Raw genomic sequence first — 26,144 nt, 5'->3', positions numbered from 1 at the left:
AGCCATGACCATCAAAGCGATCAACGTCCGCAACCAGTTCAAAGGCACCGTCAAAGAAATCCTCGAAGGCCCGGTATTGTCGGAAATCGACGTGCAGACCGCCTCCGGCATCGTCACTTCGGTGATCACCACCCGTTCCGTGCGCGAGCTGGAACTGCAGGTTGGCAGTGAAGTGATTGCCTTCGTGAAATCGACCGAGGTGTCTATCGCCAAGCTGTGATGGCGTTCGACTCCCAGGCCCTTGTGAAGGCCTTCGCGGGCAAGCCCGCTCCCACGGTTCCCCGTAGGAGCGGGCTTGCCCGCGAAGGTTTCAGTTTGAGCGTCTGGCCAGGAAAGGCGGCAGGTAAAGCCCCAGATACGCTTCGAAGACCCGCATCCCTTCCTCCGCCATGCGCGGCGTGATCTGTTCGTGCAACTGCATCGACCGGGCATAGACCCGGTCGCTCAGTTCCATCGCCAGGGCAAACACATCCACGTCGGTGGGCATGCTGGGTAACTGGAAATGCCGGTCGAACAAGCTGTGCATCAGCTTGCCGAGCTCCAGGTCGTGCTGGCGGTCGGCTTGCGCCACTTCACTCAGCCCATGCTGGGCAAGGATCAACTGCCGGGCGGCGGTGTCCTGGCGGTAGATCTCCAGCGTGCGCTGCTCGACCAGACGTGACAAGCCCTGCCAGGTGCTGAAGGCGTGGGCGTCGATCGGCGCGCTCAGCGCCTCGCGAAAAGCGCGGTGCACATCTGCGGTCAGAGCTTCGAGCAACGCCGGAACGCTGGCGAAGAAGTGATAGACCGAGGACGGAGGGATCTGCGCCCGTTCGGCCACGCTGTAGATCGACAGCCCTGCCACACCTTCGCCTGCCAGCAGCTCGCGAGCGGCCGCCAGGATCGCTTCGATCCTGGCCTGGCTACTGGCGCGTGGCTTGCGCGGCGAGGGCGTGCGGCTCATCAGTTGCTGATCGCCAGGATGCTGGCCTGGTAGGCACCGACGAACAGGTCGAAGTCGCCGACTTCCTGCTGCTCCAGGCGCGACTGTTCGGCCAGAGAGTCGCGGGCGAGGGTTTCGAAGGCTTGCTGGCGCTCGCCAGGCAGCGCTTGCTCGCGGAAGGTTTCGGCGTGCAGCTTGCTCTGGCGCAGCGAGAATGCGACGAAGCTTTCGTCGTGCTCGGTCATGCGCGCCAGGACCTGTGCAGAAGGTGTCAGCTCAGGGTCGTCGACCTTGGCTTGCTGCGCCTCCAGGGCCTTGGCGTGGTCGTCGCCACCTTGCGCCTGGTCAAGCAGTCCGGCCAGCTGGCCGATGCGGGCGATCAGCTCGCTGGCCCATTCGCGCAGGGTGACCGGCTGGCCATCGCGCTGCAGCTCCAGGCCTGGGCGGCGCCCCTCCTTGACTACGGTGAGGAAGTTGCTGGTGCACTGGCCGCATTCGCCGTTGTCCAGCGACGGGCTCTCATCAAGCGCGCAGAACAGCAGGAAGGCGTCGAGGAAGCGCGCCTCGGTGAGGTCGATGCCCACCGGCAGGAACGGGTTGATGTCCAGGCAGCGCACCTCGACATACTGCACGCCGCGCGAGATCAAGGCCTGGATCGGACGTTCGCCGGTGTAGGTCACGCGCTTGGGGCGAATGTTCGAGTAGTACTCGTTCTCGATCTGCAGGATGTTGGTGTTCAACTGCACCCATTCGCCGTCCTTGTGCGTACCCACTTCGACATAGGGTGGGTAAGGCGTGCCAACGGCCTTGCGCAGGCTGTCGGTGTAGCTGGACAGATTGTTGTAGCAGGGCGTCAGGCCTGCCTGGGCGTTGCTCTGGTATCCCAGGTCGCTCATGCGCAGGCTGGTGGCGTAGGGCAGGTAGAGGGTGTCGGCGTCCAGCTCTTCGAGCTGGTGCGGGCGGCCGCGCAGGAAGCCTTTGTCCAGCGCTGGCGAGGCGCCGAACAGGTACATCAGCAGCCAGCTGTAGCGGCGGAAGTTGCGGATCAGCGCGATGTAGGCCGACGACTGATAGTCACGGTCGTCCTGTTCGCTGCCTTCGGCTTCACGCAGCAAGGGCCAGAGGGCCTCGGGCAACGAGAAGTTGTAGTGGATGCCGGCGATGCACTGCATGGTGCGGCCGTAGCGCAGGGCCAGGCCCTTGCGGTACACGTGCTTGAGCTTGCCGATGTTGGAGCTGCCGTACTCGGCGATCGGAATGTCTTCCTCGGCGGGCAGCGCGCACGGCATCGACGGGCTCCACAGGTATTCGTCGCCGAGCTTGGTGTAGACGAAGCGGTGGATCTCCTCGAGGTTCTCGAGCACCTTGGCCGGATCAGGCAGGGCCGGGGTGATGAACTCCAGCAGCGATTCGGAGTAATCGGTGGTGATCTGCTCGTTGGTCAGTGCCGAACCCAGGGCTTCGGGGTGTGGGGTCTGGGCCAGCCGACCTTCGTCGGTCACTCGCAGGCATTCGCGCTCAATGCCGTGCAGGCACTGCTTGAGCAGGGAGAGATTGGCGCCGAGCAAGCTCAGGCGGCGATTGAGGAGGTCGCTCAAGATGGATTCCTTCACGCGTCAGTCGCCCCAATATGGGGGTAGAAATGACGGTCTACAAGGGTAGGGACAAAGGAACTGGCGTTGTCGCCTGGTTTACGCGGTTCCGGTGCTGGTAGCGCAGATACTTCGGGGCCTTGCCGAACCCATCGCGTGACAAGCCCGCTCCCACAAAAGCACCGAGGCACCTGTGGGAGCGGGCTTGTCCCGCGATAGGGTCAGTGACAGCGCCCGACCAATACCGGCAAAAATACCGCAGTTATCACTCGGGCAGCTAGAGAACCGCGAAGGTTCCCTGTGCCTTGGCCACCAGCTTGTCGCCCTGGAGCACGTCGGCGTCGACCACCAGCGTGCGCCGTCCTGCGTGTATTACCCGGGCGGTGCACAGCACTTCGCCGTCGCTGACAGCGCGCATGTAGTTGATCTTGCATTCGATGGTCACGCTTTGCTGGTCGAAGCCATGGCTGGCCGAGCAGGCCAGGCCCATGGCGATGTCCACCAGGCTGAAGATCGCCCCGCCGTGCAGTTTCTGGCCACGGTTGCGCAGGTGTGGTTCCAGCGCCAGGGCCACCTCGGCAACGCCTGTGTCCAGGCGTTGCAGGCGGCAGCCCAGGAGCTGGCTGAAGGCGCTTTCGACGTATTCCTTCGGGACGTCCATCACTTCTTCTTCAACTGCTTGGCGTTGGCGAACAGCGCGGCCATGGCGTTGTTGGCCGGCGCGGCGGTGGCGGTTTCGCGCGGGCGTGGTGCCTGTTGCGAACGGTTGCCGCCGTTGCCGCGTGGGCCGCCACGGTTGCCTTCGACCTTCTCGCCCGGGGTATCGCTCATGCGCATGGACAGGCCGACGCGCTTGCGCGGGATATCCACTTCCATGACCTTGACCTTCACCACGTCGCCGGCCTTGACCGCTTCGCGCGGATCCTTGACGAACTTCTCCGACAGCGCCGAGATGTGCACCAGGCCATCCTGGTGCACGCCGATGTCGACGAAGGCGCCGAAGTTGGTGACGTTGGTCACCACGCCTTCGAGGATCATGCCGGGCTCCAGGTCCTTGAGGTCCTCGACGCCATCCTGGAAGGTCGCGGTCTTGAACTCAGGGCGCGGGTCGCGGCCGGGCTTGTCCAGCTCCTGGAGGATGTCGGTGACGGTCGGCAGGCCGAAGGATTCGTCGGTGAATTTCTTCGGGTCGAGGCGCTTGAGGAAGCTGCTGTCGCCGATCAGCGAGCGGATATCGCGGCCGGTGTCGGCGGCGATGCGTTGTACCAGCGGATAGGCTTCGGGGTGCACGGCAGAGGCGTCCAGCGGATTGTCACCGTTCATCACGCGCAGGAAGCCTGCGGCCTGCTCGAAGGTCTTCTCGCCGAGGCGGCTGACTTTCTTCAGTGCCGCCCGGGTGGCGAACGGGCCGTTGGCGTCGCGGTGGGCGACGATGTTCTGTGCCAGCGTCGCATTGAGGCCGGAGATGCGGGTCAGCAAGGCCACCGAGGCGGTGTTGACGTCCACGCCCACGGCGTTCACGCAGTCCTCGACCACAGCGTCCAGGCCGCGCGCCAATTTCACCTGCGACACATCGTGCTGGTACTGGCCTACCCCGATGGACTTCGGATCGATCTTCACCAGTTCGGCCAGCGGGTCCTGCAGGCGACGGGCAATCGACACCGCGCCGCGGATCGAGACGTCGAGATCGGGGAATTCGCGGGCAGCCAGTTCGGACGCTGAATACACCGAGGCGCCCGCCTCGGAGACCATGATCTTGGTGATCTGCAGTGCCGGGTATTTTTTCACCAGGTCAGCGATCAGTTTGTCGCTTTCGCGGCTGGCGGTGCCGTTGCCGATGGCGATCAGCTCCACCGAATGCTTGGCGCACAGGGCCGCCAGTACGGCGAGGGTGCGGTCCCAGTCGTTCTTCGGTGCATGCGGGTAGACGGTGGTGTAGTCCAGCAGCTTGCCGGTGGCATCGACTACCGCGACCTTGCAGCCAGTGCGCAGGCCCGGGTCGAAGCCCAGGGTCGCACGCGGGCCGGCGGGGGCGGCCAACAGCAGGTCGTGCAGGTTATGGGCGAAGACGTTGATCGCCTCGCTTTCGGCGTTGTCGCGCAGCTCGCCGAACAGGTCGGTTTCCAGGTGGGTGTAGAGCTTGACCTTCCAGGTCCAGCGCACCACCTCGCCCAGCCATTTGTCGGCCGGGCGGCCGCGGTTCTCGATACCAACGTGGCTGGCGATCATCAGCTCGCAGGGGTGCAGGGTGCCCGGTAGTTCCTCGCCGACCTTGAGCGAGGCGCTCAGTACGCCTTCGTTGCGACCGCGGAAGATCGCCAGGGCGCGGTGCGACGGGGCGTTGCGCAGCAGTTCGTCGTGGGCGAAGTAGTCGCGGAACTTGGCGCCTTCCTCTTCCTTGCCCGGCACCACGCGCGCGGTGAGCACCGCCTCCTGCTTGAGGAAACCGCGCAGTTTGTCGAGCAGGGCGGCGTCTTCGGCGAAGCGCTCCATGAGGATGTACTTGGCGCCTTCGAGGGCGGCCTTGACGTCGGCGACGCCTTTATCGGCGTCGACGAAGCGCGCGGCTTCGCTTTCAGGGTCGCGCTGCGGGTCGTCGAACAGGCCGTCGGCCAGTTCACCCAGGCCGGCTTCCAGGGCGATCTGGCCCTTGGTGCGGCGCTTTTGCTTGTAAGGCAGGTAAAGGTCTTCGAGGCGGGTCTTGGTGTCGGCGAGCTTGATCTCGCGGGCCAGTTCCGGGGTCAGCTTGCCCTGCTCCTCGATGCTGGCCAGGATGCTGGCGCGGCGCTCGTCGAGTTCACGCAGGTAACGCAGGCGCTCTTCCAGGTGGCGCAGTTGCGTATCGTCCAGGCTGCCGGTCACTTCCTTGCGGTAACGGGCGATGAAGGGCACCGTCGAGCCTTCGTCCAACAGGCCCACGGCCGCCTCGACCTGCTGTGGGCGCACGCCCAGTTCCTCGGCGATACGGCTGTTGATGCTGTCCATGAGAACCACCTGACAAATAGTGAATACTAAGGCCGCAGTGGGGGTTCAGGCCCGGCGGCACTGGATGAAAGCCGCGCATTATACCCATCGAGTCCGGCTTGCGGTGATGGCGCTGAGCCATGTCTATCGAGCGAGAAGTGGCACCCGGGGAAAAATCTGCTAACAATGCACACGGCACGCGTCGCAATGGCTACGCCATAATGCGCGGCGATATCAGAGGAGTTATTGATGACCAGCACCGCAAACATTGCTGAAGGCGAAAAGATTCTCATCGTTGACGACGATCCGGGGCTGAGCAGCCTGCTGGAGCGTTTCTTCACCAGCAAGGGCTTCCGTGCCCGCGCCGTGCCGAACGTCGAGCAGATGGACCGCCTGCTGGCCCGTGAAGTGTTCAACCTGGTGGTGCTCGATCTCATGCTGCCGGGTGAAGACGGCCTCTCCGCCTGCCGCCGCCTGCGCGCGGCGAACAACCAGATCCCGATCATCATGCTCACCGCCAAGGGCGACGAGCTTAGCCGCATCAAGGGCCTTGAACTGGGCGCTGACGATTATCTCGCCAAGCCGTTCAACCCCGACGAGCTGGTCGCGCGGGTCAAGGCTGTGCTGCGGCGCCAGGCTCCGAGCGTTCCTGGCGCCCCGGGCAGCGAGGAAGAAACCGTCACGTTCGGCGACTACGAGCTGTCGTTGGCGACCCGCGAACTCAAGCGCGGCGATGAAGTGCACATGCTCACCACCGGTGAATTCGCCGTGCTCAAGGCTCTGGTCATGCATGCTCGCGAACCGCTGACCCGCGACAAATTGATGAACCTGGCCCGCGGCCGTGAGTGGGATGCCCTGGAGCGCTCCATCGACGTGCAGATCTCACGTCTGCGCCGCATGATCGAGCCCGATCCATCGAAGCCTCGCTACATCCAGACGGTCTGGGGTGTGGGTTATGTCTTCGTGCCGGACGGAAATGCCGGTAAATGAACCGCTGCCATGACACGGCAGGGCGGCCCGCAAGGGTCGCCCTGTTTTCGTCTGTGGTCCCCGCCTTGCTTGTTCCCGCCGTGCAGTAATCGTCGCCAATGAAAACGCCTCTCTGGTTTCCGCAAAGCTTCTTCGCCCGCACCTTGTGGCTGGTACTGATCGTCGTCCTGTTTTCCAAGGCGCTGACGCTGGTGTACCTGCTGATGAACGAGGACGTTCTGGTCGACCGCCAGTACAGCCACGGTGTGGCGCTGACCTTGCGTGCCTATTGGGCGGCCGATGAAGAGAACCGGGACCAGATCGCCGAGGCGGCCGGTCTGATCCGCGTGACCGGCTCGGGTGTGCCGGAGGGTGAGCAGCACTGGCCGTACAGCGAGATCTACCAGCGCCAGATGCAGGCTGAGCTGGGCGAGGATACCGAGGTACGCCTGCGCATCCATGCGCCGCCGGCACTGTGGGTCAATGCGCCGAGCCTGGGGCCGGGTTGGCTGAAGGTGCCGTTGTATCCGCACCCGTTGCGCGGGCAGAAGATCTGGAACGTGCTCGGTTGGTTCCTGGCCATCGGCCTGCTGTCCACCGCGTCGGCCTGGATCTTCGTGCGCCAGCTCAACCAGCCGCTCAAACGCCTGGTGTTCGCTGCCCGCCAGCTCGGGCAGGGGCGCAGCGTGCGCCTGCCCATCAGCGATACACCCAGCGAGATGACCGAGGTGTACCGTGCGTTCAACCAGATGGCCGAGGATGTCGAGCAGGCCGGGCGCGAGCGCGAGCTCATGCTGGCGGGGGTCTCCCACGACCTGCGTACGCCATTGACCCGGCTACGGCTGTCGCTGTCGCTGATGGGGAACGAAAGTGAGCTCAGCGACGACATGGTGCGCGACATCGAAGACATGGACGCCATTCTCGACCAGTTCCTGGCCTTCATTCGCGATGGCCGCGACGAGCCGGTGGAAGAAGTCGACCTGGGTGATCTGATTCGCGAGGTGGTGGCGCCGTATAACCAGCCCGAAGAGCGCGTGCGCCTGTGCCTGGAGCCTATTCCACCCTTCCCGCTACGGCGCGTGTCGCTCAAGCGCATGCTGGGCAACCTGATCGGCAATGCCCTGCACCATGCGGGCAAGGGCGTCGAGGTGGCGGCTTATGTGTCAGGTGAGCAGGGGGCGCCGTACGTGGTACTCAGCGTGCTGGACCGGGGCACGGGGATCGACGAATCGGAACTGGAGACCATCTTCAATCCGTTCATTCGCGGCGACCGTGCACGTGGGGGCAAGGGCACCGGGCTGGGCCTGGCGATCGTCAAGCGGATCGCCGCCCAGCATGGCGGCAATGTCGAGTTGCGCAACCGCTCCGGTGGCGGGATCGAGGCGCGCGTCCGCTTGCCTTTGGGGCTGTTGCTGCCGCGCGATGCCGTGTGAGGTTCTGTGGTCTCTTTATGGCTAAAGCCGCGAAGAGACCGACACGATTTCGAATCAACCCTTGCCTTTGGTCCGGGTCTGGTTCGGTCCGCCGTTCTTCTCCAGGTGTTCGATGATCATCCCGGCAACGTTCTTGCCGGTGGTGACTTCGATGCCCTCCAGCCCCGGCGACGAATTCACCTCCATCACCAGCGGGCCATGATTGGAGCGCAGGATATCCACACCAGCCACGCTGAGGCCCATGACCTTGGCCGCGCGAATGGCCGTCATGCGTTCCTCGGGGGTGATCTTGATCAGGCTGGCCACTCCACCGCGGTGCAGGTTGGAGCGGAACTCACCGGGCTTGGCCTGGCGCTTCATCGAGGCGATGACCTTGTCACCAACCACGAAGCAGCGGATGTCGGCGCCGCCAGCCTCCTTGATGTATTCCTGGACCATGATGTTCTGCTTCAGGCCCATGAACGCTTCGATGACCGACTCGGCAGCCTTGGTCGTTTCGCACAGCACCACGCCGATGCCCTGGGTGCCTTCGAGCACCTTGATCACCAGCGGTGCACCATTGACCATCTGGATCAGGTCGGGAATGTCATCCGGCGAGTGAGCGAAACCTGTGATCGGCAGACCGATGCCACGGCGTGACAGCAATTGCAAAGAGCGCAGCTTGTCGCGCGAGCGGGCGATGGCCACCGATTCATTGAGCGGGTAGACGCCCATCATCTCGAACTGGCGCAGCACTGCGCAGCCATAGAAGGTCACCGAGGCGCCGATACGCGGGATCACTGCATCGAAACCTTCCAGCGGTTTGCCGCGATAGTGGATCTGCGGCTTGTGGCTGGCGATGTTCATGTAGGCGCGCAGGGTATCGATCACGACCATTTCATGGCCGCGCTGGGTGCCGGCTTCGACCAGGCGGCGGGTGGAATACAGACGCGGGTTGCGCGAAAGCACGGCGATCTTCATGCAGCACCTGTGACAGGGGAGAGAGTGGCCGGGAAGGCCGGTTTGTCCTGAACGTACTTGAGGCCGGGGTTGACGACCAGTTGACCGTGGACCAAGGCTTTCGATCCAAGTAACAACCGATAGCGCATGCTCTTGCGGCAAGCCAGGGTGAATTCCACTTCCCAGACCCGGTCGCCCAATGCCAGTGGCGTTCGGATCACATAGCGGGTCTGGGCATGGCCGTTGGAGCTCTTGATGGTCTTCATGGTCACCAGAGGCGCTTCGCAGCGGCGATGACGCAGTTGCACTACAGAACCCAGGTGCGCGGTGAAACGTACCCAGGACTGGCCGTCGCGCTCGAAGGGTTCGATGTCGGTGGCGTGCAGGCTGGAGGTGCTGGCGCCGGTGTCGATCTTGGCCCGAAGCCCGGCGAGACCGAGGTCGGGCAGGGCGATCCACTCGCGCAGGCCGATCACTGTCAGATGGTCAAATGTTTTCACGAAGCACACCCTGCGAATGAGGTGGTGAACTGTAAGCATGGCGCGGACTTTTTGCATCCGACAGTTACGGTAGTACAGTTCCGTTAAAGACAGAATTCGAGGTAGAGGGATGGCACAGAAAGCGGAAGACGACGACAAGGTCCGCCTGGACAAATGGCTGTGGGCGGCGCGCTTCTACAAGACGCGTGCGCTGGCCAAGGCGGCGATCGAGAGTGGCAAGGTGCATTGCCGTGGTGAGCGCTGCAAACCGGGCAAGGAACCGCGGGTAGGTGACGAGTTCGTGCTGCGCACCGGTTTCGACGAGAAGACCGTAGTGGTCAAGGCGCTGTCGGTGGTGCGTCGTGGGGCGCCCGAGGCGCAGACCCTCTACGAGGAAACCGCCGACAGCGTGAAGCGCCGCGAGCAGGCCGCCGAACTGCGCAAGGCCGGGGCGATGGGTGTGACCACCGACGGCCGGCCCAACAAGAAGCAACGGCGGCAGATCCACCAACTGCATGGCAGTTTCGAGTAGACCTGCGCCGTCAGTTGCGCTTAGAAGGCTGTACGCATCACGCTCATGCGCCCGATCAGCGGCAGCTTGCCGAGTACCCTGAACAGCGGTGAGGTCCAGCGCACCAGTGCCGCGCTGGCCTTGGCCGCGAGAGGTGTATGCACGGTCCAGCCCAGAGCCAGTAATGCCATCCCCAGACCACCGATGTAGTCATCCTGCCCCCAGTGCGCGCCAGCGACCAGACGCGGCAGCATGAACAGCACGGCCAGCCCCCAGATCACCAGGCTTTGCACCAGCCGGCGACTGAACAGACTCATGAACAGCGCCCAGAGGAGCAGTACCGAGGCGTGATCGCCCGGGAAGCTCTTGCTGGAACGGTCCTTCAGTTCCCAGTGGGCTTCAAGGTTCGGGTAGTAGTGGCTCAGGCGCACGGCGTCGTCGAATACGATCGACGGGCTGTCATGCTGCCATCCGGATGCATCCACCCACTTGGAAAACAGCGCGCGAACCACCACTAAGAGGAGCAGGCTGACGAAAAAGCCGAAGAATGCCTGCCGTACCTGCACGGCCTTGAACACCCAGTCGCCCTTGATCAGCAGCAGGAGCAGGATCAGACCGACGACGATGTCGAAGGGGCGCAGGCTGCCCAAGGTCCAGATGTAGCGCCAGGTGGTGCTGTCTGCCAGTGGGCCGTTGAGTGCACGGAATAGCCACTCGTCGAAAGTCAGGAACAGGATCTGGCCAAACGGCCACAACCAGAAACACAGTAGAGCGATCGGCAGTAAAGTGCAGGCTGCCAGAGGTCCCCAGGACCACTTTTCTTGGAACAGTGGCCGATTATCCATAAAATACCTCAATTGCCAGCTGAATTTCCGCGCGTCGTGCGCGCTTTAACACGGGCCTTTGTAGGCTCCTGTAATCATTTTGTCACTCTTTTCAGAATTTTCAGATAGCCAAAACCATGAGCGATTTACCGGATACCGATTTCACCCAACGCTTCCTGTTCGAAGAGCGCGATGTGCGCGGCGAATGGGTCGAGCTCGACAAGAGCTACAGCGAAGTGCTTGCCCGTCACCCTTATCCGCAGCCGGTTGCCGCTCTGCTGGGTGAGCTGATGGCTGCCACCTCGCTGCTGGTCGGCGCACTCAAGTTCGATGGCCTGCTGATCCTGCAAGCGCGCTCGGAAGGGCCAATCCCGCTGCTGATGGTGGAGTGCTCGGGCGAGCGCGACATCCGCGGCATGGCGCGTTACGAGGCCGAGCAGATCGCGGCTGACGCGACCCTGGCGGACCTGATGCCTGATGGCCACCTCACGCTGACCATCGACCCGGTCAAGGGCCAGCGCTACCAGGGCACCGTCGATCTCGATGGCGCCAACCTGTCCGAATGCTTCACCAACTACTTCGTGCAATCCCAGCAGCTCAACACGCGCTTCTGGCTCGACACCTCGACGGGCAAGGCCCGTGGCCTGCTGCTGCAGCAGTTGCCGGTCGACCGCCAGCGTGATGAAGAAGAGCGCGAAGACAGCTGGCAACACGTGGTGGCCATGGCCAGCACGCTGAAGCCCGAAGAGTGGGCCGAAGGCAACGAAACCCTCCTGCACCGCCTCTATCACGAGGATGCCGTACGCCTCTTCGACATCGAGCCACTGCGCTTCCACTGCAGCTGCTCGCGCGAGCGTTCCGGCAACGCCCTGGTCAGCCTCGGCGAGTCGGATGCCAAGGCGCTGGTGGAGGAATGCGGTGGCCAGGTCGAGATCGATTGCCAGTTCTGCAACGAGCGGTATTTCTTCGATGCCAGCGATGTAGCGCAATTGTTTGCGGGTGGTGGCACAGACGAGGCGTCAGAAACTCGCCACTGAAACGCTTCACTACAGGAGATTCTCCTGTCTAATTGCGTAAAAGCGCAGTTACGACAGGAGGGGCCTACTTTTTTTGGGCGTTTCTGGCATAATCCGGCCACTTTTTTCGCTGTAGTAGTTTGAAACAGGCCACTACAAAACGTTTGGAGCACTCGGCCTCGGGCCGGATGGGGTATCTCATGACGCAAGCCAACAACACCGTGTACACCGACCTGACCGTCGACGAGCTGGTAAAACATGCGCTGCAACGCGGTGAAGGCGTGCTGGCCGATACTGGCGCACTGGTCGTGGAAACCGGTCACCGTACTGGCCGTTCGCCCGCTGACCGTTTCATCGTCGATGAACCGAGCACCTCTGCCGCCATCGCCTGGGGCCCGATCAACCGCAAGTTCCCGGCCGACAAGTTCGATGCCCTGTGGGACCGCGTCGAGGCGTTCAACAACGCCCAGGAACACTTCGTCTCCTACGTTCATGTCGGTGCCGCGGCCGAGCACTACCTGCCGGTCAAGATGACCACCCAGACCGCCTGGCAGAACCTGTTCGGCCGTTGCCTGTTCATCAATCCGGAAAAAGGCCAGTTCAACCCGGCCGGCCGCGACCAGTGGCAGATCCTCAACGTCGCCAACTTCGAGTGCGTTCCAGAGCGTGACGGCACCAACTCCGATGGTTGCGTGATCCTCAACTTCGCCCAGAAGAAAGTGCTGATCGCTGGCATGCGCTACGCCGGCGAAATGAAGAAGGCCATGTTCTCGGTACAGAACTTCCTGCTGCCGGAAGTCGACGTGCTGCCGATGCACTGCGCGGCCAACATCGGCGAAGACGGCGATGTGACCCTGTTCTTCGGCCTGTCCGGTACTGGCAAGACCACCCTCTCCGCCGACGAAAGCCGTTACCTGATCGGTGACGACGAGCACGGTTGGGGCGAAGGTGTCGTCTTCAACATGGAAGGTGGTTGCTACGCCAAGTGCATCGACCTGTCCGAGAAGAACGAGCCGGTCATCTGGAAAGCCATCAAGCATGGCGCGGTGCTGGAAAACGTCGTCATCGACGAAGCCGGCCACGCCGACTACACCAATGTCAGCCTGACCCAGAACAGCCGTGCCGCCTACCCACTGGAGCACGTCGCCAAGCGTGCCGAAGCCAACCTGGGTGGCGAGCCTAACGCGGTCATCTTCCTGACCTGCGACCTGACCGGCGTTCTGCCTCCGGTGTCGATCCTGAACAACGAGCAGGCGGCCTACCACTTCCTGTCGGGCTACACCGCGCTGGTCGGTTCCACCGAAATGGGTTCGGGCGGCGGCATCAAGTCGACCTTCTCCACCTGCTTCGGCGCGCCGTTCTTCGCCCGTCCTGCAGGCGAGTACGCCGAGCTGCTGATCAAGCGTATCAACGGCTTCAACTCCAAGGTTTACCTGGTCAACACCGGCTGGACCGGCGGTGGCTACGGTGTTGGCAAGCGCTTCAGCATCCCGACCACCCGTGGCGTGATCGCCGCGATCCAGAGCGGTGCTCTGGTCGGTGCTGAAACCGAGCACCTGGACATCATCAACCTGGACGTACCGAAGTTCGTTCCAGGCGTCGATACCGAGCTGCTCAACCCGCGCGCCACCTGGGCTGACAAGGCCGCTTACGACGAGGCCGCCAAAGGCCTGGCCAAGCTGTTCATCGAAAACTTCAAGAAGTTCGAAGTTTCCGACGCCATCAAGGCCGCTGGCCCGCAGCTGTAAGCTGTACTGCCCGCAGTGAAAAGCCGCCCTTCGGGGCGGCTTTTTCATGTCTGGCGAGCGAGCACTGTGTTTGCGTCTATGGTTTTCCAGACCAGATGTGGGAAGCTCCCCTTTCCTGCCACCCGCCTTGGATACCCCATGACCGAGACCATCCAACGCAGCGCCTTTTCTCATTTCCACCCCATCCTCACGCGTCCACAGGACAACGACCACAACGGCCACCTTGGCGGTTCCACGGTGCATGCCTTCTTCGAGACGGCCATCCAGGCATTTCTCGTCGAGCAGGCCGAGCTGGACCTGCGTGACGGCGAGCTGGCCGGGTTCGTGGTCAGTTCTGCCGCGGATTTCTATGCCTTGCCCGGGTTTCCCGATGTGCTGGAGGTTGGCCTGGGAGTAACGCGGCTTGCTGGCAGCACAGTGGAGTTTCGCCTGGCGTTGTACCGGCCGGGCGAGGTCGAGCCCTGTGCGGCGGGCACTGTGGTACAGGTGTTCATCGAACGCAGCACGGGGCAACCGGCAGTGCTGCCGGAAACCCTGCAACTGATCCTGGCGGGGCTGTCGCTCAATCGTTGAGCCGGATGATCCCCTCGCGCACGGCAAACAGCACCAACCCTGGAACATCGTGGATCTGCAGGCGGTGCATGATCTGCGAGCGATGGGCCTCGATGGTCTTGATGCTCAGCCCCAGCCCATCGGCGATGGAGCGGGTGCTCTCGCCGCGAGCGATCAGGCGCAGGACTTCCAGCTGACGCGTGGTCAGCGGCGCTTGTGCGGGGCTGGGCGGACGTTTGCGACTGTGCTTGAGGGCCTGCCCGATGACCATTGGCAGCACTGTCGAGGAAAGGTACTGTCCGCCGCTGCGCAAGGTCTGCAAGGCCTGCTCGAATTCTGCGACGGTGGCGCTCTTGAGCAGGAAGCCCTGGGCGCCGAGTTGCAGGCAACTCATCACATGCTCCAGTTCCGAGCGGGTCGAGAGCATCAGCACGCGTGTGGCCGGAACCCGGATGAACAGCTCCTGCAACACCTGCTGACAATCCAGCGCATCGCTGTTCATGTCGAGCACGACGATCTCCGGCCGCAGCTTCTCCGCCAGCGCCACGGCGCTCATGCCGTCGTTGGTGTCTCCGACCACGGCATATTCCTTCTTCTGTTCGAGCAGGGCGCGCAGGCCGGCGCGGAAAAGTGGCGAGTCGTCGGCAAGCAGGATTCGGCAGGGCATGGGTCAAGGCCTGTTTCGCAAGGGATGGGGGGCGGCAGGCCTGCTCGATCCACAAGCGCACTGCCGCGCGGGGGCGCGACCAGTCCTTGTCTGCCGTTCGATGCGGCAGTGCTATTCATCATAGGCGTTCGAACACCGACGGCAGTAGTGGCCGCAGGGGCAGATCCAGGCCGTGGATGCTTTCGCTGTGGCCGATCATCAGCAGTCCGCCCGGACGCAGGTGAGGCATCAGGCGCAGCAGGACATCGGCCTTGCATCGTGCGTCGAAGCCCGCGAGCAGGTTGCGCAGCAGGATCACATCGAACTCGCCCAGATCGGTCGGCAATGGCTTGATCAGGTTGATTGTCTCGAAGCGTACCCGTTCGCGCAGGCCCGGTGCGATACGTAGACGACCGGCTGCTTCGTCGGCGCCACACAGGCAATGGCGGTCCAGCCAGCCATGGGGAAAGTAGCGGGCCTGGGCGATGTCGTAGACACCGGCCTCAGCCTGTCGCAGCAGTGCGCTGTCGTAGTCGCTGGCGAGCACCTGCCAGCCGGCGGATGTGCTTTGTTGCGCGACCATGGCCAGGCTCCAGGCTTCTTCGCCACTGGCACAGGCCGCACTCCACAGGCGCGCAGGATGAGCGAGTGTGGGAAGCCAGCGCAGCAACTGTTCGAAGTGGCGGTGCTCGCGAAAGAAGTAGGTGTCCCGGGCGATGAGCAGGTGCAGCAGGTGCGTCTGTTCGCTGGGGTGTGCATCGATCAGGTCGAGGTAGGCCTCGAAGCTCGCCAGCCGGTGTAACCGCAAGCGTGCATGCAGCCGATGGGCGACCACGTTCTGGCGATCGTCTGCCAGTTGCAGGCCGGTGGCCTGGGAAACCCGCTGGCGGATGCGCTGGAAGCAGGCGTGGTCGAGGCGTGGCGGGCGCGTATCGTCCGTCATCCTTCTGCTTCCCCGGCGTCGGGCTGGCGTATTGGATCGACGAGGCTCGTGCGCATTCCCTGCGTCCCCTGTTGTGATGGCGGTGGGAAATGATAGCTAGTGGCTAGTTGCCTCCATATCGGGGTGTCCCTTAAGCCCTCGACCTGCCGGAATGCAAAGGCCCCGCCGGGTGAGGGCGGGGCCTTAGGCATCAGGCGTAGGTGAATGGACGCCGATCAGTCACGCCAGTGGCGCTTGTGCTTGCGATGGCCATAGTGATGGCCGTTGTCCCAATGGCGACGGTCGTCGCCACGGCGGTAACGCCGGTCACGATCGCGGTCGTGACGGTCGTCTTCGTCGGCCTTGTTGCCCATGTAGTTGCCGAGCGCACCGCCGGCACCGCCACCTGCGGCTGCGCCGATCAGGCTACCGGTGCTGCCGCCAACCTGGCGGCCGACGACGTTACCGCCCGCCGCGCCCAGGGCACCACCAATGGCGGCTTCACCACGCTGGCGCTTGTCGGCACCGACGGCACTGCCCGCCGCACCACCCAGGCCCGCGCCAATGGCCGAGCCGGTGTTGCCGCCGATGGACTGGCCGACCACCGAGCCCAGTACCCCACCCAATGCGCCGCCAATGCCGGCCTCGGTGGTGCCGCCTGCCATGGCAACGCCGCTGAGCAGACCAAAAGACAACAACAGAATCGAGGAGTACTTCTTCATCAAGAGAGCCTCAGAGGGATGACGAGGCGAAATTTGAGGCTCGGCGAAGCGGCTGGCAACGGAAATCCGACGAGTAGCACGAGTTGTACACAATTTCCTAACTTGCTGATTTGGCTATGAAACTTTATTCGTTTTTGTCGGTCTCAGGTTACTTGAGACAACAAAAAGCCCCGGTTACTACGCCGGGGCTTTTTGTTTTCTGGTCGGCCGTCAGCGCGGGACGGCCCGCGCCTTTCAGATGATACGCCCGTTCCCGCGCGCCGCCTCGAGCTTGATGGCGATGAACTTCGAGGTTGGCGTGTGGCTGCCATCGCCGATGCTCTCCAGCGGAACCAGCGGATTCACCTCGGGGTAGTAGGCGGCTGCCTGCCCCGCCGGAATGTCGAAAGCCAGCAGGGTGAAACCCTCCACTCGACGCACATGCTCATCGCCCCACAACGACACGATGTCGACCTTCTGCCCTGGCTGGAAGCCCAGGCGAATGATGTCGGCTTCGTTGGCGAACAGCACCTCGCGCTGGCCGCGCACGCCGCGGTAGCGGTCGTCCAGGCCATAGATGGTGGTGTTGTACTGATCGTGCGAACGCATCGACTGCATGATCAGGTCAGGCACCTGGCCGCTGGCGCGCACGCGTTCGTCGAGCAGGGTGTCGGGCAGCAGGTTGGGCTTGAAGTTGGCGCGGCCGCTCGCGGTCTTCCACTGGCGGCTGCCTGCGCTGTTGCCCAGGTAGAAACCACCCGGCAGGTTCAGGCGCTGGTTGAAGTCGGCAAAACCGGGGATGGTATCGGCGATCAGGTCGCGGATCCGATCGTAGTCGGCCACTACCCAGTTCCAGTCCACAGGATGGTTGCCCAGGGTGGCGGCGGCGATGCCTGCGACCACCGCAGGTTCCGAGCGCATCTGCTTGGACAGCGCGCGCAACTGGCCGTTGGAGGCGTGCACCATGCTGAACGAGTCTTCCACCGTGACCGCCTGCGGGCCTTCGGCCTGCAGGTCGATATCGGTGCGGCCCAGGCACGGCAGGATCAATGCCTGCTGGCCATGGATCAGGTGGCTGCGGTTGAGCTTGGTGCTGATGTGCACGGTCAGCGCACAGTTGCGCAGGGCCTGGGCGGTGCGCTCGGTATCCGGGGTGGCCTGGGCGAAGTTGCCGCCCAATCCGATGAACACCTTGGCCCGGCCTTCGAGCATGGCGTGGATCGCCTCGACCGTGTTGTGACCATTGCTGCGTGGCACCGGGAAGCCGAAGCGCTTCTCGATGGCATCGAGCAGGGCTACCGGCGGGCGCTCGTTGATGCCCATGGTGCGGTCGCCCTGTACGTTGCTGTGGCCGCGTACCGGGCACAGGCCGGCGCCAGGCACACCGATGTTGCCGCGCAGCAGCATCAGGTTGACGATTTCCTGGATGGTCGGCACCGAGTGGCGGTGCTGGGTGATCCCCATCGCCCAGCACATGATCACGCGTTTGCCTTTGCAGTACATGCGTGCCGACAACTCGATATCGTCGAGGGTCAGGCCTGACTGTTCGACGATCTGCTCCCACGGCGTGGCATCGACCACCGCCAGGTACTCGTTCACGCCCTGGCCGTGCTCGGCGATGAACACATGATCGAAGATCGCGGGTTCGCCCTTGTCTTGAGCCTCACGCTCCCACTGCAGCAGGAACTTGGCCATGCCGCGCAGCAACGCCATGTCGCCACCCAGTGCCGGGCGGAAGAATGCGGTATTGGTCGGCCGGTCGCTGTTGAGCAACATCTCCAGTGGATGTTGTGGGTGCTGGAAGCGTTCCAGGCCGCGCTCCTTGAGCGGGTTGACGCAGACCACCTGGGCGCCGCGCTTCACGGCATCGCGCAGCGGGTCGAGCATGCGTGGATGGTTGGTGCCGGGGTTCTGGCCCAGGACGAAGATCGCGTCGGCATGTTCGAAGTCGTCGTAGGTGACGGTACCCTTGCCGACGCCGACGCTTTGCCCCAGGGCCACGCCGCTGGCCTCGTGGCACATGTTCGAGCAGTCAGGGAAGTTGTTGGTGCCGAAGGCGCGCACGAACAGTTGGTACAGGTACGCCGCCTCGTTGCTGGCCCGCCCGGAGGTATAGAACTCGGCCTGGTCTGGTGACTCCAGCGCCTTGAGGTGGCTGGCGATCAGCTCGAAGGCTGCATCCCAGGCAATCGGCTGGTAACGGTCGCTGGCCGGGTCATAGACCATCGGCTCGGTCAGGCGGCCCTGGTACTCGAGCCAGTAGTCGCTCTGCTCGAGCAGCGCACTGACGCTGTAGCGAGCGAAGAAGGCAGCGTCGACGCGACGCTTGGTGGCCTCCCAGTTGACGGCCTTGGCGCCGTTCTCGCAGAACTTGACCATGCCGCTCTCGGGCGAGTCGCCCCAGGCGCAGCCAGGGCAGTCGAAGCCGCCGTTCTGGTTGGTCTTGAGGAGTGCACGCAGGTTCTTCAGCGCGTTGTCGCTGCCGACCCAGGCCTTGGCCACGCTGCGCAGTGCGCCCCAGCCGCCGGCCGGGCCGTGGTAGGGCTTGTAGCGTGGGGTGGAAGCGGGGGCGTTGTCTGGAAGTTTCTCGAAGGAGGTCACGGCTTTTACGACTCCGCCGCTGGGCTGAATACCCGCGGTGCACTGTGTTTGGGCAGATGGATGAGGTTGAGGTTGTGCTTGCGTGCCCATTGCAGGGCAAGGCCGGTCGGTGCCGACAGGCTGACCAGGGTCTGGATGCCGGCACGCAGGACTTTCTGGATCAGCTCCAGGCTGCAGCGGCTGGTGACGATGGCCAGGCCACCGTGGGTGTCGATGCGCTGACGCAGCAGGGCACCGATCAGCTTGTCGAGGGCGTTGTGCCGGCCGATGTCTTCGCGGCCCAGCAGCAGTTCGCCGTGGCGGTCCATGAACAGCGCCGCATGAACAGCGCCGCAGTGCTGGCCCAGGGGCTGGAAGGCGTCGATGCGCTGGCGCAGGTCCTTGAGCCATTCCACCGGCGGCAGAGGCGCGCCGGGCAGAGCCTCGAGTTCGGGCAACGCCTGCTCCAGGGCCTCGACGCCACACAGGCCGCAGCCGCTGGTACCGGCCAACTGGCGGCGCTGGTCCTTGAGGTTCCAGAACGCACGGCTGGAGATCTCGAGGTCGGCATACAGCGCCGAACCGCTGCCGGAGAGCTTCAGGTCGTAGATGTCTTCAGTGCTGGAAACGATGCCGCTGCCAATGCTGAAGCCAACGGCGAAGTCTTCCAGATCGGTCGGGCTGACCAGCATCACCGCCTGGTTGAGGCCGTTGTAGACGATCGCCAGGGCGACTTCTTCGGCCAGGGGCGTGCTGTCGCTCGCCTGGTCGGAGAGCTGTACATAGTCGTAGGTGTTGCTGGCGGCAGGCAGTGACAGGGGCGTTGATGCCGCGCAGACCGGGGGCTTGCTGTTCATCGGGGCGGATCACCGGCGGCTTTTTACTTGCACAAGCCTAGGCTTGTGGGCGCGCCGCGTCTAATCGCTAAGGTCGATGCCGTGATAGACCGCGTCGATTGGTCGCAGTGGAGCGTGGCGGGAATTCCTGGCCTAGACTCTCAGGTTCCGAGGAATCATCAACAAGGAGCGCGTCATGAGTCTGTTCAGTTTCGTGAAGGAAGCCGGCGAGAAGTTGATCGATCTGCTGACCCCCGGCAATGCCAATGCCGAGGAACAGTTGAAGAAGCACGTGGAGAGCGTGGGCCTGGGCAATCCGAACATTTCGGCCACCGTAGAGGGTGACAAGGTCATCCTCAAGGGCGAGGTGGCGAGTCAGGAGGAGAAGGAGAAGATCATCCTGGCGGCGGGCAACATTGCCGGGGTGGCATCGGTGGATGACCAGATCACCGTTACCGGGCCGGTGGCGCAGGCGGCCCGGTTCGTCACGGTGAAGAAGGGCGACACCCTGAGTGCGATCGCCAAGGCCGAGTATGGCGATGCCAGCAAATACCAGAAGATCTTCGAGGCCAACAAGCCGTTGTTGTCACATCCGGACAAGATCTATCCCGGGCAGGTGCTGCGCATTCCAGACTGAGGATCGGTGTTGCGCTCATCGCGGGCTTGTCCCGCGATGAGGCCCTCAAAGCCCCAGCAACAACTCCCGGTAATCCTCGACCGCCGCAAATTCCTGCGTATCGCGCACATCCGCCCGGCTATCGGGCTGGCGCACTGCCAGCAGATGCCTCACCCCGAACCGCTGCGCACTGCGCAGGATCGCCAGGGTGTCGTCGATGAACAGGCTGCGCGCGGGCTCGAAGCCGATATCGGCGCGCAGGGCATCCCAGAACTGCGGGCTCTCTTTCGGGTAGCCGTAGTCGTGCGAGCTGATCAGCCGTTCGAAATACGGCGCAAGCTGCACCTTCTCGAGCTTCAGCGACAGTGAGTCGCGGTGGGCGTTGGTGATCATCACCACGCGCTTGCCAGCCTTGCCGATGGCGGCAAGAAAGGTGTCGGCGTCCGGACGCAGGGCAATCAGGTCGGCGATCTCGCGCTTGAGTTCGCGGATCGGCAGGCGCAGTTCGCGGCTCCAGAAGTCCAGGCAATACCAGTTCAGGGTGCCAGCATGGCGCTCGAACAGCGGTCGCAGCTCCAGCTCGGCCATCGCGCGGCTTACGCCATGCAGCTCGGCGTAGCGCTGGGGCAGGTGTTCGAGCCAGAAGCGGTTGTCGTAGTGCAGGTCGAGCAGGGTGCCGTCCATGTCCAGCAGGACGGTATCGATGGCGGACCAGGGCAGAACAGGCATTGGAAATTCTCGATCGGTCGGCAAGCCACGGTATAGTAACCCGTTCACGCCAAGGAGCCGCACCCATGCGCCAGAAACCCACTGTCCTCAGTCGCGAGATCGTCGCCAGCAGCCGCCTGTTCCGGGTCGAAGCGGTGCAGTTGCGCTTCTCCAATGGCAACGAGCGCACCTACGAGCGCCTGGTCGGTCGAGGCAACGGTTATGGGGCGGTGATGATCGTGGCCATGCTCGACGCCGAGCATGCGGTGCTGGTCGAGGAGTACTGCGGCGGCACCGACGAATACGAGCTGTCGCTGCCCAAGGGCCTGATCGAGCCGGGCGAGGACGTACTGGCCGCCGCTGATCGTGAGCTCAAGGAAGAAGCCGGTTTCGGCGCACGGCAACTGGAGCACCTCACCGAGCTGTCGCTGTCGCCCGGCTACATGAGCCAGAAGATCCAGGTGGTGCTGGCCAGCGACCTTTACGAAGAGCGCCTGGAAGGCGATGAGCCCGAGCCGATGCGCGTCGACAAGGTCAACCTGCGCGAACTATCGGCCCTGGCCATGCACCCGCAATTCAGCGAAGGGCGAGCGCTGGCAGCGTTGTACCTGGCCCGTGACCTGCTGATCCAGCGGGGGCTGCTGAGCGCATGAACGACCTGCAACTGATGCACGAAGTGGTGAAACTGGCGCAACTGGCGGGCGAGGCGATCCTGCCGTTCTGGCGCTCTGGCGTCGCAGTCACCAACAAGGCCGATGAGTCGCCGGTGACGGCTGCCGACCTGGCCGCCCACCGGATCATCGCCGACGGCCTGCAGGTGCTGGCACCGCAGATTCCGGTGTTGTCCGAGGAAGACTGCAACATCCCGCTGGCCACCCGCGAGGGTTGGTCGCGTTGGTGGCTGGTCGATCCGCTGGATGGCACCAAGGAGTTCATCGCCGGCAGCGAGGAATTCACCGTCAACATTGCCCTGATCGAGCGCGGCGAGGTGGTGTTTGGCGTGGTGTCGATGCCGACCAGTGGCCGCTGTTACTTCGGTGGTCGTGATCTGGGTGCATGGCGTGCAGAGCTACAGGCAGAGCCTCAGCCGATTCACGTGCGCAACGCGCCACCTGCCGATGGCCGTTTCACCGTGGTTGCCAGCCGCCGCCATACCAGCCCCGAGCAGGAAGCCTTGCTGGCTGGGCTCGGTGCCGAGGTTGGCGCGTTGGAACTGGCCAATATCGGCAGCTCGCTGAAGTTCTGCCTGCTGGCCGAGGGCGCTGCCGATTTCTACCCGCGCCTGGCGCCGACCTCGCAGTGGGATACCGCGGCGGCGCAGGGGGTAGTCGAAGGCGCAGGGGGCGAGGTGATCGGGCTGGATGGCCAGGCGTTCCGTTACCCGGCGCGGGAGTCGCTGCTCAATCCGTTCTTCCTCGCGCTGCCGGCCAAGGCGCCCTGGCGGCAAAATGTCATTGCAGCGGCTATCGGGCAGTAACTACCGAAGCCGCCTCGCTCCTCGCCTGATCAGCGGTGCAGCACATACTGCCCGCTGAATCTCACCGCCGCCTCTTCACTCCCCGCATTGCTCACCACCGTCTCCAGGGTCAGGCGCGCCCGGCCGCGGCGCTGGTACATCGTCAGGAAGCGCTCCCAGGCCTTTTCGTCCGGTGCCGGACAGCGTGCTACCGCTACACCGGTCACGGGCAACGGGTAGCTGATCTGCCCCTCCTGAATGACGATATGCCCGTCATCGATCCCCAGCTCGCGCAGACGCAGGTGCAGCCAGCCCCAGCCGACCAGTACGGCGGCGCAGTAGAGGCTGCCGCCGAACATGGTGCTCTTGTGATTGACGTTGGGCGCCAGCGGCAATTGCAGACGCAGGCACTGCTCGCACCAGTCGATGACTTGCATGCCCATTTCCCGTGTCAGCGGTATATCGCTGTGCAGGACTGCCTGCAGGTACTGACTGTCGGTGGTCATGGCCGCGGCTCCTCGTGATCGTCATGGCTGTTGCCGTCGGCGAAGCTCAGACCGTGCTTGCGCAACTTGTCGTGCAACGTTTTACGCGGGATGCCGAGGGCCTCGGCCAGGCTGCGCATGGAGCTGTGCGGCTGGTTCAGCTCGGCGGCGATCAGCGAACGCTCGAACTGCTCGACCTGCTCGCTGAGGTTGCCGACACGTGCCGGTTCGGCGCTGTCGGTGGCAGAGGGCGCCTGGCCGTCCAGGGCCAGCTCCAGGCCAAGGGCGAAGCGCTCTGCCGCGTTCTGCAGCTCGCGTACGTTGCCTGGCCATTCGTGACGCAACAGCATGGCCCGCTGCGCCGGTTGCAGGGTATGCGGTGCCAGGCCGTGACGTTGGCTGGCGGCATCGGCGAAGTGTTGGAACAGCACCAGGATGTCGTCACCGCGTTCGCGCAGCGCCGGGATGCGCAGCGGTGCGACGTTCAGGCGGTAGTAGAGGTCGGCGCGGAAACGCCCTTGATCGGCCGACTGACGCAGGTCTTCCTTGGTCGCGGCGATCACGCGGATGTCCAGCGGTATCAGTTGGTTGCCGCCCAGGCGCTCGACCACGCGCTCCTGCAGCAGGCGCAGCAGCTTGACCTGCACGTCCAGGCTCATGCTCTCGATTTCGTCGAGGAACAGCGTGCCACCGTTGGCGAACTCGAACTTGCCGATACGGCGCTTCTGCGCGCCGGTGAAGGCGCCGGGCTCATGGCCGAACAGCTCGCTCTCGACCACTGACTCGGCCAGGGCGCCGGCGTTGATGGCCACGAACGGGCCGTCGCGACGGCTCGACAGGTCGTGCAGGGCACGCGCGACCACCTCCTTGCCAGCGCCGGTCTCGCCGAGGATCAGCACGTCGGCACGGGTGCCTGCCAAGGCGCCGATCTGTTCGCGCAGGCGCTGCATCAAGGGTGAATGGCCGACCAACCGTGTCGACAACTGCTGGCGATCGCTCAGGGCCAGGCGCAGGCTGCGGTTGTCCAGCACCAGGCGCCGCAGTGCCAGGGCCCGGCGCACGCTGTCGAGCAGGGCATCGCTGGCGAAGGGTTTTTCCAGGAAGTCATAGGCCCCGGCACGCATCGCCTGGACTGCCAGCGGCACATCGCCGTGGCCGGTGATCAGCAACACAGGCAGTTCGCTGTCCCGTGTGTGCAGTTGCTCCAGCAGTTGCAGGCCGTCGATACCGGGCATGCGGATATCGCTGACCACCACGCCAGGCCAGTCGGGCTCGATGCGCTCGGCCAGGCCCTGGGCGTCGGCCAGGGCGGCAACCTTGAGGCCTGCCAGGTCCAGGGTCTGGCTCAGGGCCTGGCGCAGGTGCGGATCGTCATCGACCAGGATGACCTGGGTTTGACTGTCGATCAGTGTCTCGGTCATGCCGAGGAATCCTCCGAAGGTTTCAGGTTGGCGCCGGGGGCTGCGATGCGCAGTTGCAGGGTGAGCAGGGCGCCCCCTTCCGGGTGGTTGCCCATCAGCAACTCGCCACCGAGCGCACGCATCAGGCTTTCGCAGATCGCCAGGCCCAGGCCAAGACCCTGGGTACGGGTCTTGGTGGTGAAGAAGGGTTCCTTGGCATGCTCCAGCGCTTGCCGGGTAAAGCCCGGGCCGTTGTCGCGAATGTACAGGTAGACGCAGTCGTCGCGCGTCTCGGCACTCAGCCAGAGGCGGCGTGGGTTGGCTTTTTCGGTGAGTGCGTCAAGGGCGTTGGCCAGCAGGTTGCCGAGCACCTGGCGCAGGCGGGTTTCACCGGCCTGGACCCACAGGGTGGCGTCCGGCAGATCGCGGATCAGTTCTACCGCCATCGCCCGACGGCGCTTGGCCAGCAATGCCAGGGCATCGTCCAGCGCCGGTTGCAGGGCCACGCTTTCCGGGGCATGCCGGTCGCGGCGGGCAAAGGCGCGCAGGTGGGCGATGATCGAGGCCATGCGCCCGGTCAGTTCGCCGATCAGCTTGAGGTTGCCACGGGCATCCTCGGTGCGCTGGTGATCGAGCAGGATCTCGGCGTTCTCGGCGTAGCTGCGGATCGCCGCCAGCGGTTGGTTGAGTTCGTGGCTGATGCTCGCCGACATGGTGCCAAGCACCGACAGCTTGCCGGCCTGGACCAGCTCGTCCTGGGCGCGTACCAGTTCCTGCTGTGCCTGCTCGCGCTCCAGCACTTCGTTCTTCAGGCGGTTGTTCAGCCATTCGAGGTCGGCGGTGCGCGCCACCACGCGGTTTTCCAGTTCCTGGCGGCCACGGGCCTCCAGTTCGATACGGTCCATGTAGTGGCGGCGGCGCTGCATCACCAGCCCGGCCAGGAGCATGGTTACCAGCAACGTGCCGGCGCCGATGGCCATGACGGTCTGCACCGAGCGATCGACCAGGATACGCGGCGCAAGGATGCTCACCTGCCAGCCGGTCTCCTTGATATCGCGGGTCTGGGTCAGCCAGGCCTCGGGCTCCAGGCGCAGTGGTTGCGGGGCCTGGGTTGGGTAAGGCTGGATTGCGATCATCGCCTTGCGTTCTGCTTCGCTCAGTACACGGGTGGCGCGGAAACGCCACTCCGGGCGCGAGGTGAGCACCACCACGCCGTACTGGTCGGTCAGCAGCAATTGTTCCGGGGTGCGTCCCCAGAGGGTTTCGGTGTGGTCGAGGTCGACCTTGACCACCAGCACGCCGATTACTCGTTCACCGTCACGCACCGCGGCTGCGAAGAAGTAGCCGCGCTTGGCGGACGTGGTGCCCTGGCCGAAGAAGCGGCCCAGCCGTCCTTCCATCGCTTCGATGAAGTACGGGCGGAAGGCGAAGTTGCGGCCGACGAAGCTGTCGCGCTTGTCCCAGTTGGAGGCCGCCAGGGTATTGCCGCTGACGTCCATCAGGTACATCACTTCGGCGCCGGTCTGCTGGGTGATCTCGCGCAACAGGCGATTGGCGTTGGTCACCGCCTCCAGCCTGAACGGGTCGGCCAGCACGCCACGCAGGGCCGGCAAATCGCCGAGGATCTGTGGCAGGGTTTCGTAGCGGTGCAGGGTGCCGAGCAGGTTGGCGACGTAGAGGTCGAGGGTCTGGCGGTTCTGCGAGGCCAGTTGGTCCTGGTAGTAGCGCTCGGCAAGATGATGCAGCGGCCACAGCAGCGGAGCCAGGCACAGGGCCAGCAGGGCCAGGCTGCGCCAGCGGGGTCGTTGCGAAGTGATTGAAGTCGAGGTCATCGCCAAGTGCGCC

Annotated in this window: 26 protein-coding genes; 10 read left to right on the top strand and 16 right to left on the bottom strand. The window is 64.0% G+C overall.

What is annotated here, in order from left to right:
- Positions 1-4: 4 nt before the first annotated feature.
- Complete coding sequence (locus tag ACNFHO_RS08940; RefSeq protein ID WP_003255829.1) at positions 5-220, top strand: TOBE domain-containing protein; 216 nt, start codon at positions 5-7, stop codon at positions 218-220.
- A 90-nt stretch (positions 221-310) separates the two neighbouring features.
- Here the strand turns inward: ACNFHO_RS08940 and ACNFHO_RS08935 are convergent, their stop codons facing one another.
- The 4 genes from ACNFHO_RS08935 to ACNFHO_RS08920 all read right to left on the bottom strand — a co-directional run bounded on the left by ACNFHO_RS08935 (position 311) and on the right by ACNFHO_RS08920 (position 5,499).
- Entirely contained in the window at positions 311-943 is a 633-nt protein-coding gene (locus ACNFHO_RS08935; protein ID WP_063542214.1) for a TetR/AcrR family transcriptional regulator, read from the bottom strand.
- Positions 943-2,520 (bottom strand): glutamate--cysteine ligase, encoded by a 1,578-nt coding sequence (gene gshA / locus ACNFHO_RS08930; protein WP_162714340.1) that lies wholly within the window; start codon positions 2,518-2,520, stop codon positions 943-945. Before gshA ends, ACNFHO_RS08935 begins: the two co-directional genes overlap by 1 nt.
- A 271-nt stretch (positions 2,521-2,791) precedes the next feature.
- Positions 2,792-3,175 carry a PaaI family thioesterase gene (locus ACNFHO_RS08925; RefSeq protein WP_054891671.1) on the bottom strand — a complete coding sequence of 128 codons (384 nt, stop codon included), beginning with the start codon at positions 3,173-3,175 and terminating at the stop codon, positions 2,792-2,794.
- Positions 3,175-5,499 (bottom strand): Tex family protein, encoded by a 2,325-nt coding sequence (locus tag ACNFHO_RS08920; protein ID WP_063542218.1) that lies wholly within the window; start codon positions 5,497-5,499, stop codon positions 3,175-3,177. The genes ACNFHO_RS08925 and ACNFHO_RS08920 overlap by 1 nt, the downstream gene beginning before the upstream one ends.
- A gap of 228 nt (positions 5,500-5,727) precedes the next feature.
- Between ACNFHO_RS08920 and ompR the strand changes: the two genes are divergently transcribed.
- Together ompR and ACNFHO_RS08910 are read left to right on the top strand one after the other, a co-directional pair.
- Positions 5,728-6,468, top strand: coding sequence for a two-component system response regulator OmpR (ompR, locus tag ACNFHO_RS08915; RefSeq protein ID WP_054891673.1), 741 nt, complete (start codon positions 5,728-5,730; stop codon positions 6,466-6,468).
- Positions 6,469-6,566: 98 nt separating this feature from the next.
- Positions 6,567-7,880: an ATP-binding protein gene (locus ACNFHO_RS08910; RefSeq protein WP_063542220.1), complete on the top strand. Its 1,314-nt coding sequence runs from the start codon at positions 6,567-6,569 to the stop codon at positions 7,878-7,880.
- Positions 7,881-7,934: 54 nt separating this feature from the next.
- On the opposite strand, the gene rimK is transcribed toward ACNFHO_RS08910, so the two are convergent.
- Both rimK and ACNFHO_RS08900 read right to left on the bottom strand, forming a co-directional pair.
- Entirely contained in the window at positions 7,935-8,840 is a 906-nt protein-coding gene (rimK, locus tag ACNFHO_RS08905; RefSeq protein WP_015268602.1) for a 30S ribosomal protein S6--L-glutamate ligase, read from the bottom strand.
- Positions 8,837-9,319: an ATP-dependent zinc protease gene (locus ACNFHO_RS08900; protein ID WP_063542222.1), complete on the bottom strand. Its 483-nt coding sequence runs from the start codon at positions 9,317-9,319 to the stop codon at positions 8,837-8,839. Before ACNFHO_RS08900 ends, rimK begins: the two co-directional genes overlap by 4 nt.
- A gap of 109 nt (positions 9,320-9,428) precedes the next feature.
- Here ACNFHO_RS08900 and ACNFHO_RS08895 point away from each other — a divergent pair, with 109 nt between their 5' ends.
- Positions 9,429-9,830 (top strand): RNA-binding S4 domain-containing protein, encoded by a 402-nt coding sequence (locus ACNFHO_RS08895; protein ID WP_054891676.1) that lies wholly within the window; start codon positions 9,429-9,431, stop codon positions 9,828-9,830.
- Between the two features lie 20 nt (positions 9,831-9,850).
- Here ACNFHO_RS08895 and ACNFHO_RS08890 read toward each other — a convergent pair whose 3' ends face one another.
- Positions 9,851-10,654, bottom strand: coding sequence for a phosphatase PAP2 family protein (locus ACNFHO_RS08890; protein ID WP_063542224.1), 804 nt, complete (start codon positions 10,652-10,654; stop codon positions 9,851-9,853).
- A 116-nt stretch (positions 10,655-10,770) separates the two neighbouring features.
- Between ACNFHO_RS08890 and hslO the strand changes: the two genes are divergently transcribed.
- The 3 genes from hslO to ACNFHO_RS08875 all read left to right on the top strand — a co-directional run bounded on the left by hslO (position 10,771) and on the right by ACNFHO_RS08875 (position 13,970).
- Complete coding sequence (gene hslO, locus ACNFHO_RS08885) at positions 10,771-11,670, top strand: Hsp33 family molecular chaperone HslO (RefSeq protein WP_416766002.1); 900 nt, start codon at positions 10,771-10,773, stop codon at positions 11,668-11,670.
- Between the two features lie 179 nt (positions 11,671-11,849).
- Complete coding sequence (locus ACNFHO_RS08880) at positions 11,850-13,397, top strand: phosphoenolpyruvate carboxykinase (protein WP_054891679.1); 1,548 nt, start codon at positions 11,850-11,852, stop codon at positions 13,395-13,397.
- A gap of 138 nt (positions 13,398-13,535) precedes the next feature.
- The gene (locus tag ACNFHO_RS08875; protein ID WP_063542228.1) at positions 13,536-13,970 is read left to right on the top strand and encodes an acyl-CoA thioesterase; all 435 of its coding nucleotides are present in this window, start codon (positions 13,536-13,538) and stop codon (positions 13,968-13,970) included.
- Here ACNFHO_RS08875 and ACNFHO_RS08870 read toward each other — a convergent pair.
- From ACNFHO_RS08870 to fdhD, 5 genes are all read right to left on the bottom strand, one after another.
- On the bottom strand, positions 13,960-14,616 hold the full coding sequence (locus ACNFHO_RS08870; RefSeq protein ID WP_063542230.1) for a response regulator: 657 nt from the start codon (positions 14,614-14,616) through the stop codon (positions 13,960-13,962). The genes ACNFHO_RS08875 and ACNFHO_RS08870 overlap by 11 nt on opposite strands.
- Before the next feature lie 118 nt (positions 14,617-14,734).
- Positions 14,735-15,538, bottom strand: a complete 804-nt coding sequence (locus ACNFHO_RS08865; protein ID WP_063542232.1) for a CheR family methyltransferase — start codon at positions 15,536-15,538, stop codon at positions 14,735-14,737.
- A gap of 215 nt (positions 15,539-15,753) precedes the next feature.
- Complete coding sequence (locus tag ACNFHO_RS08860) at positions 15,754-16,239, bottom strand: YMGG-like glycine zipper-containing protein (RefSeq protein WP_054891683.1); 486 nt, start codon at positions 16,237-16,239, stop codon at positions 15,754-15,756.
- A gap of 234 nt (positions 16,240-16,473) precedes the next feature.
- Positions 16,474-18,819, bottom strand: coding sequence for an FdhF/YdeP family oxidoreductase (locus tag ACNFHO_RS08855; RefSeq protein WP_416765999.1), 2,346 nt, complete (start codon positions 18,817-18,819; stop codon positions 16,474-16,476).
- A 5-nt stretch (positions 18,820-18,824) separates the two neighbouring features.
- Positions 18,825-19,655: a formate dehydrogenase accessory sulfurtransferase FdhD gene (fdhD, locus tag ACNFHO_RS08850; protein WP_151925511.1), complete on the bottom strand. Its 831-nt coding sequence runs from the start codon at positions 19,653-19,655 to the stop codon at positions 18,825-18,827.
- 175 nt (positions 19,656-19,830) lie between these two features.
- On the opposite strand from fdhD, the gene lysM reads away from it, so the two are divergent.
- On the top strand, positions 19,831-20,271 hold the full coding sequence (gene lysM, locus ACNFHO_RS08845) for a peptidoglycan-binding protein LysM (RefSeq protein WP_054891686.1): 441 nt from the start codon (positions 19,831-19,833) through the stop codon (positions 20,269-20,271).
- A 45-nt stretch (positions 20,272-20,316) separates the two neighbouring features.
- Here lysM and yrfG read toward each other — a convergent pair whose 3' ends face one another.
- On the bottom strand, positions 20,317-20,979 hold the full coding sequence (yrfG, locus tag ACNFHO_RS08840) for a GMP/IMP nucleotidase (RefSeq protein WP_054891687.1): 663 nt from the start codon (positions 20,977-20,979) through the stop codon (positions 20,317-20,319).
- A 65-nt stretch (positions 20,980-21,044) separates the two neighbouring features.
- On the opposite strand from yrfG, the gene nudE reads away from it, so the two are divergent.
- Both nudE and cysQ read left to right on the top strand, forming a co-directional pair.
- Positions 21,045-21,611 (top strand): ADP compounds hydrolase NudE, encoded by a 567-nt coding sequence (nudE, locus tag ACNFHO_RS08835; RefSeq protein ID WP_054891688.1) that lies wholly within the window; start codon positions 21,045-21,047, stop codon positions 21,609-21,611.
- Positions 21,608-22,435 (top strand): 3'(2'),5'-bisphosphate nucleotidase CysQ, encoded by an 828-nt coding sequence (cysQ, locus tag ACNFHO_RS08830; protein ID WP_063542240.1) that lies wholly within the window; start codon positions 21,608-21,610, stop codon positions 22,433-22,435. The genes nudE and cysQ overlap by 4 nt, the downstream gene beginning before the upstream one ends.
- A 29-nt stretch (positions 22,436-22,464) precedes the next feature.
- Here the strand turns inward: cysQ and ACNFHO_RS08825 are convergent, their stop codons facing one another.
- The 3 genes from ACNFHO_RS08825 to ACNFHO_RS08815 are packed head-to-tail and all read right to left on the bottom strand — an operon-like array spanning position 22,465 to position 26,131.
- Positions 22,465-22,920 carry a YiiD C-terminal domain-containing protein gene (locus ACNFHO_RS08825; RefSeq protein ID WP_416765995.1) on the bottom strand — a complete coding sequence of 152 codons (456 nt, stop codon included), beginning with the start codon at positions 22,918-22,920 and terminating at the stop codon, positions 22,465-22,467.
- A complete protein-coding gene (locus ACNFHO_RS08820) occupies positions 22,917-24,320 on the bottom strand; it encodes a sigma-54-dependent transcriptional regulator (protein ID WP_063542244.1) in 1,404 nt (467 codons plus the stop codon). Before ACNFHO_RS08820 ends, ACNFHO_RS08825 begins: the two co-directional genes overlap by 4 nt.
- Positions 24,317-26,131, bottom strand: coding sequence for a sensor histidine kinase (locus ACNFHO_RS08815; RefSeq protein WP_416765992.1), 1,815 nt, complete (start codon positions 26,129-26,131; stop codon positions 24,317-24,319). Before ACNFHO_RS08815 ends, ACNFHO_RS08820 begins: the two co-directional genes overlap by 4 nt.
- Positions 26,132-26,144: the final 13 nt, after the last annotated feature.

This window comes from Pseudomonas sp. NY15374 (genome assembly GCF_048068255.1).
GTDB classification, from domain to species: domain Bacteria; phylum Pseudomonadota; class Gammaproteobacteria; order Pseudomonadales; family Pseudomonadaceae; genus Aquipseudomonas; species Aquipseudomonas machongensis.
This window is presented reverse-complemented; position numbering and strand designations above follow the sequence as displayed.

Excerpts from the sequence above, each read along its gene's own strand:
- ACNFHO_RS08940 (WP_003255829.1), top strand. The coding sequence starts at position 5 with ATGACCATCAAAGCGATCAACGTCCGCAACCAGTTCAAAGGCACCGTC.
- ACNFHO_RS08935 (WP_063542214.1), bottom strand. The coding sequence starts at position 943 with ATGAGCCGCACGCCCTCGCCGCGCAAGCCACGCGCCAGTAGCCAGGCC.
- ACNFHO_RS08925 (WP_054891671.1), bottom strand. The coding sequence starts at position 3,175 with ATGGACGTCCCGAAGGAATACGTCGAAAGCGCCTTCAGCCAGCTCCTG.
- ACNFHO_RS08920 (WP_063542218.1), bottom strand. The coding sequence starts at position 5,499 with ATGGACAGCATCAACAGCCGTATCGCCGAGGAACTGGGCGTGCGCCCA.
- ompR (WP_054891673.1), top strand. The coding sequence starts at position 5,728 with ATGACCAGCACCGCAAACATTGCTGAAGGCGAAAAGATTCTCATCGTT.
- ACNFHO_RS08910 (WP_063542220.1), top strand. The coding sequence starts at position 6,567 with ATGAAAACGCCTCTCTGGTTTCCGCAAAGCTTCTTCGCCCGCACCTTG.
- rimK (WP_015268602.1), bottom strand. The coding sequence starts at position 8,840 with ATGAAGATCGCCGTGCTTTCGCGCAACCCGCGTCTGTATTCCACCCGC.
- ACNFHO_RS08895 (WP_054891676.1), top strand. The coding sequence starts at position 9,429 with ATGGCACAGAAAGCGGAAGACGACGACAAGGTCCGCCTGGACAAATGG.
- ACNFHO_RS08890 (WP_063542224.1), bottom strand. The coding sequence starts at position 10,654 with ATGGATAATCGGCCACTGTTCCAAGAAAAGTGGTCCTGGGGACCTCTG.
- hslO (WP_416766002.1), top strand. The coding sequence starts at position 10,771 with ATGAGCGATTTACCGGATACCGATTTCACCCAACGCTTCCTGTTCGAA.
- ACNFHO_RS08880 (WP_054891679.1), top strand. The coding sequence starts at position 11,850 with ATGACGCAAGCCAACAACACCGTGTACACCGACCTGACCGTCGACGAG.
- ACNFHO_RS08875 (WP_063542228.1), top strand. The coding sequence starts at position 13,536 with ATGACCGAGACCATCCAACGCAGCGCCTTTTCTCATTTCCACCCCATC.
- ACNFHO_RS08870 (WP_063542230.1), bottom strand. The coding sequence starts at position 14,616 with ATGCCCTGCCGAATCCTGCTTGCCGACGACTCGCCACTTTTCCGCGCC.
- ACNFHO_RS08865 (WP_063542232.1), bottom strand. The coding sequence starts at position 15,538 with ATGACGGACGATACGCGCCCGCCACGCCTCGACCACGCCTGCTTCCAG.
- ACNFHO_RS08860 (WP_054891683.1), bottom strand. The coding sequence starts at position 16,239 with ATGAAGAAGTACTCCTCGATTCTGTTGTTGTCTTTTGGTCTGCTCAGC.
- fdhD (WP_151925511.1), bottom strand. The coding sequence starts at position 19,655 with ATGAACAGCAAGCCCCCGGTCTGCGCGGCATCAACGCCCCTGTCACTG.
- lysM (WP_054891686.1), top strand. The coding sequence starts at position 19,831 with ATGAGTCTGTTCAGTTTCGTGAAGGAAGCCGGCGAGAAGTTGATCGAT.
- yrfG (WP_054891687.1), bottom strand. The coding sequence starts at position 20,979 with ATGCCTGTTCTGCCCTGGTCCGCCATCGATACCGTCCTGCTGGACATG.
- nudE (WP_054891688.1), top strand. The coding sequence starts at position 21,045 with ATGCGCCAGAAACCCACTGTCCTCAGTCGCGAGATCGTCGCCAGCAGC.
- cysQ (WP_063542240.1), top strand. The coding sequence starts at position 21,608 with ATGAACGACCTGCAACTGATGCACGAAGTGGTGAAACTGGCGCAACTG.
- ACNFHO_RS08825 (WP_416765995.1), bottom strand. The coding sequence starts at position 22,920 with ATGACCACCGACAGTCAGTACCTGCAGGCAGTCCTGCACAGCGATATA.
- ACNFHO_RS08820 (WP_063542244.1), bottom strand. The coding sequence starts at position 24,320 with ATGACCGAGACACTGATCGACAGTCAAACCCAGGTCATCCTGGTCGAT.
- ACNFHO_RS08815 (WP_416765992.1), bottom strand. The coding sequence starts at position 26,131 with ATGACCTCGACTTCAATCACTTCGCAACGACCCCGCTGGCGCAGCCTG.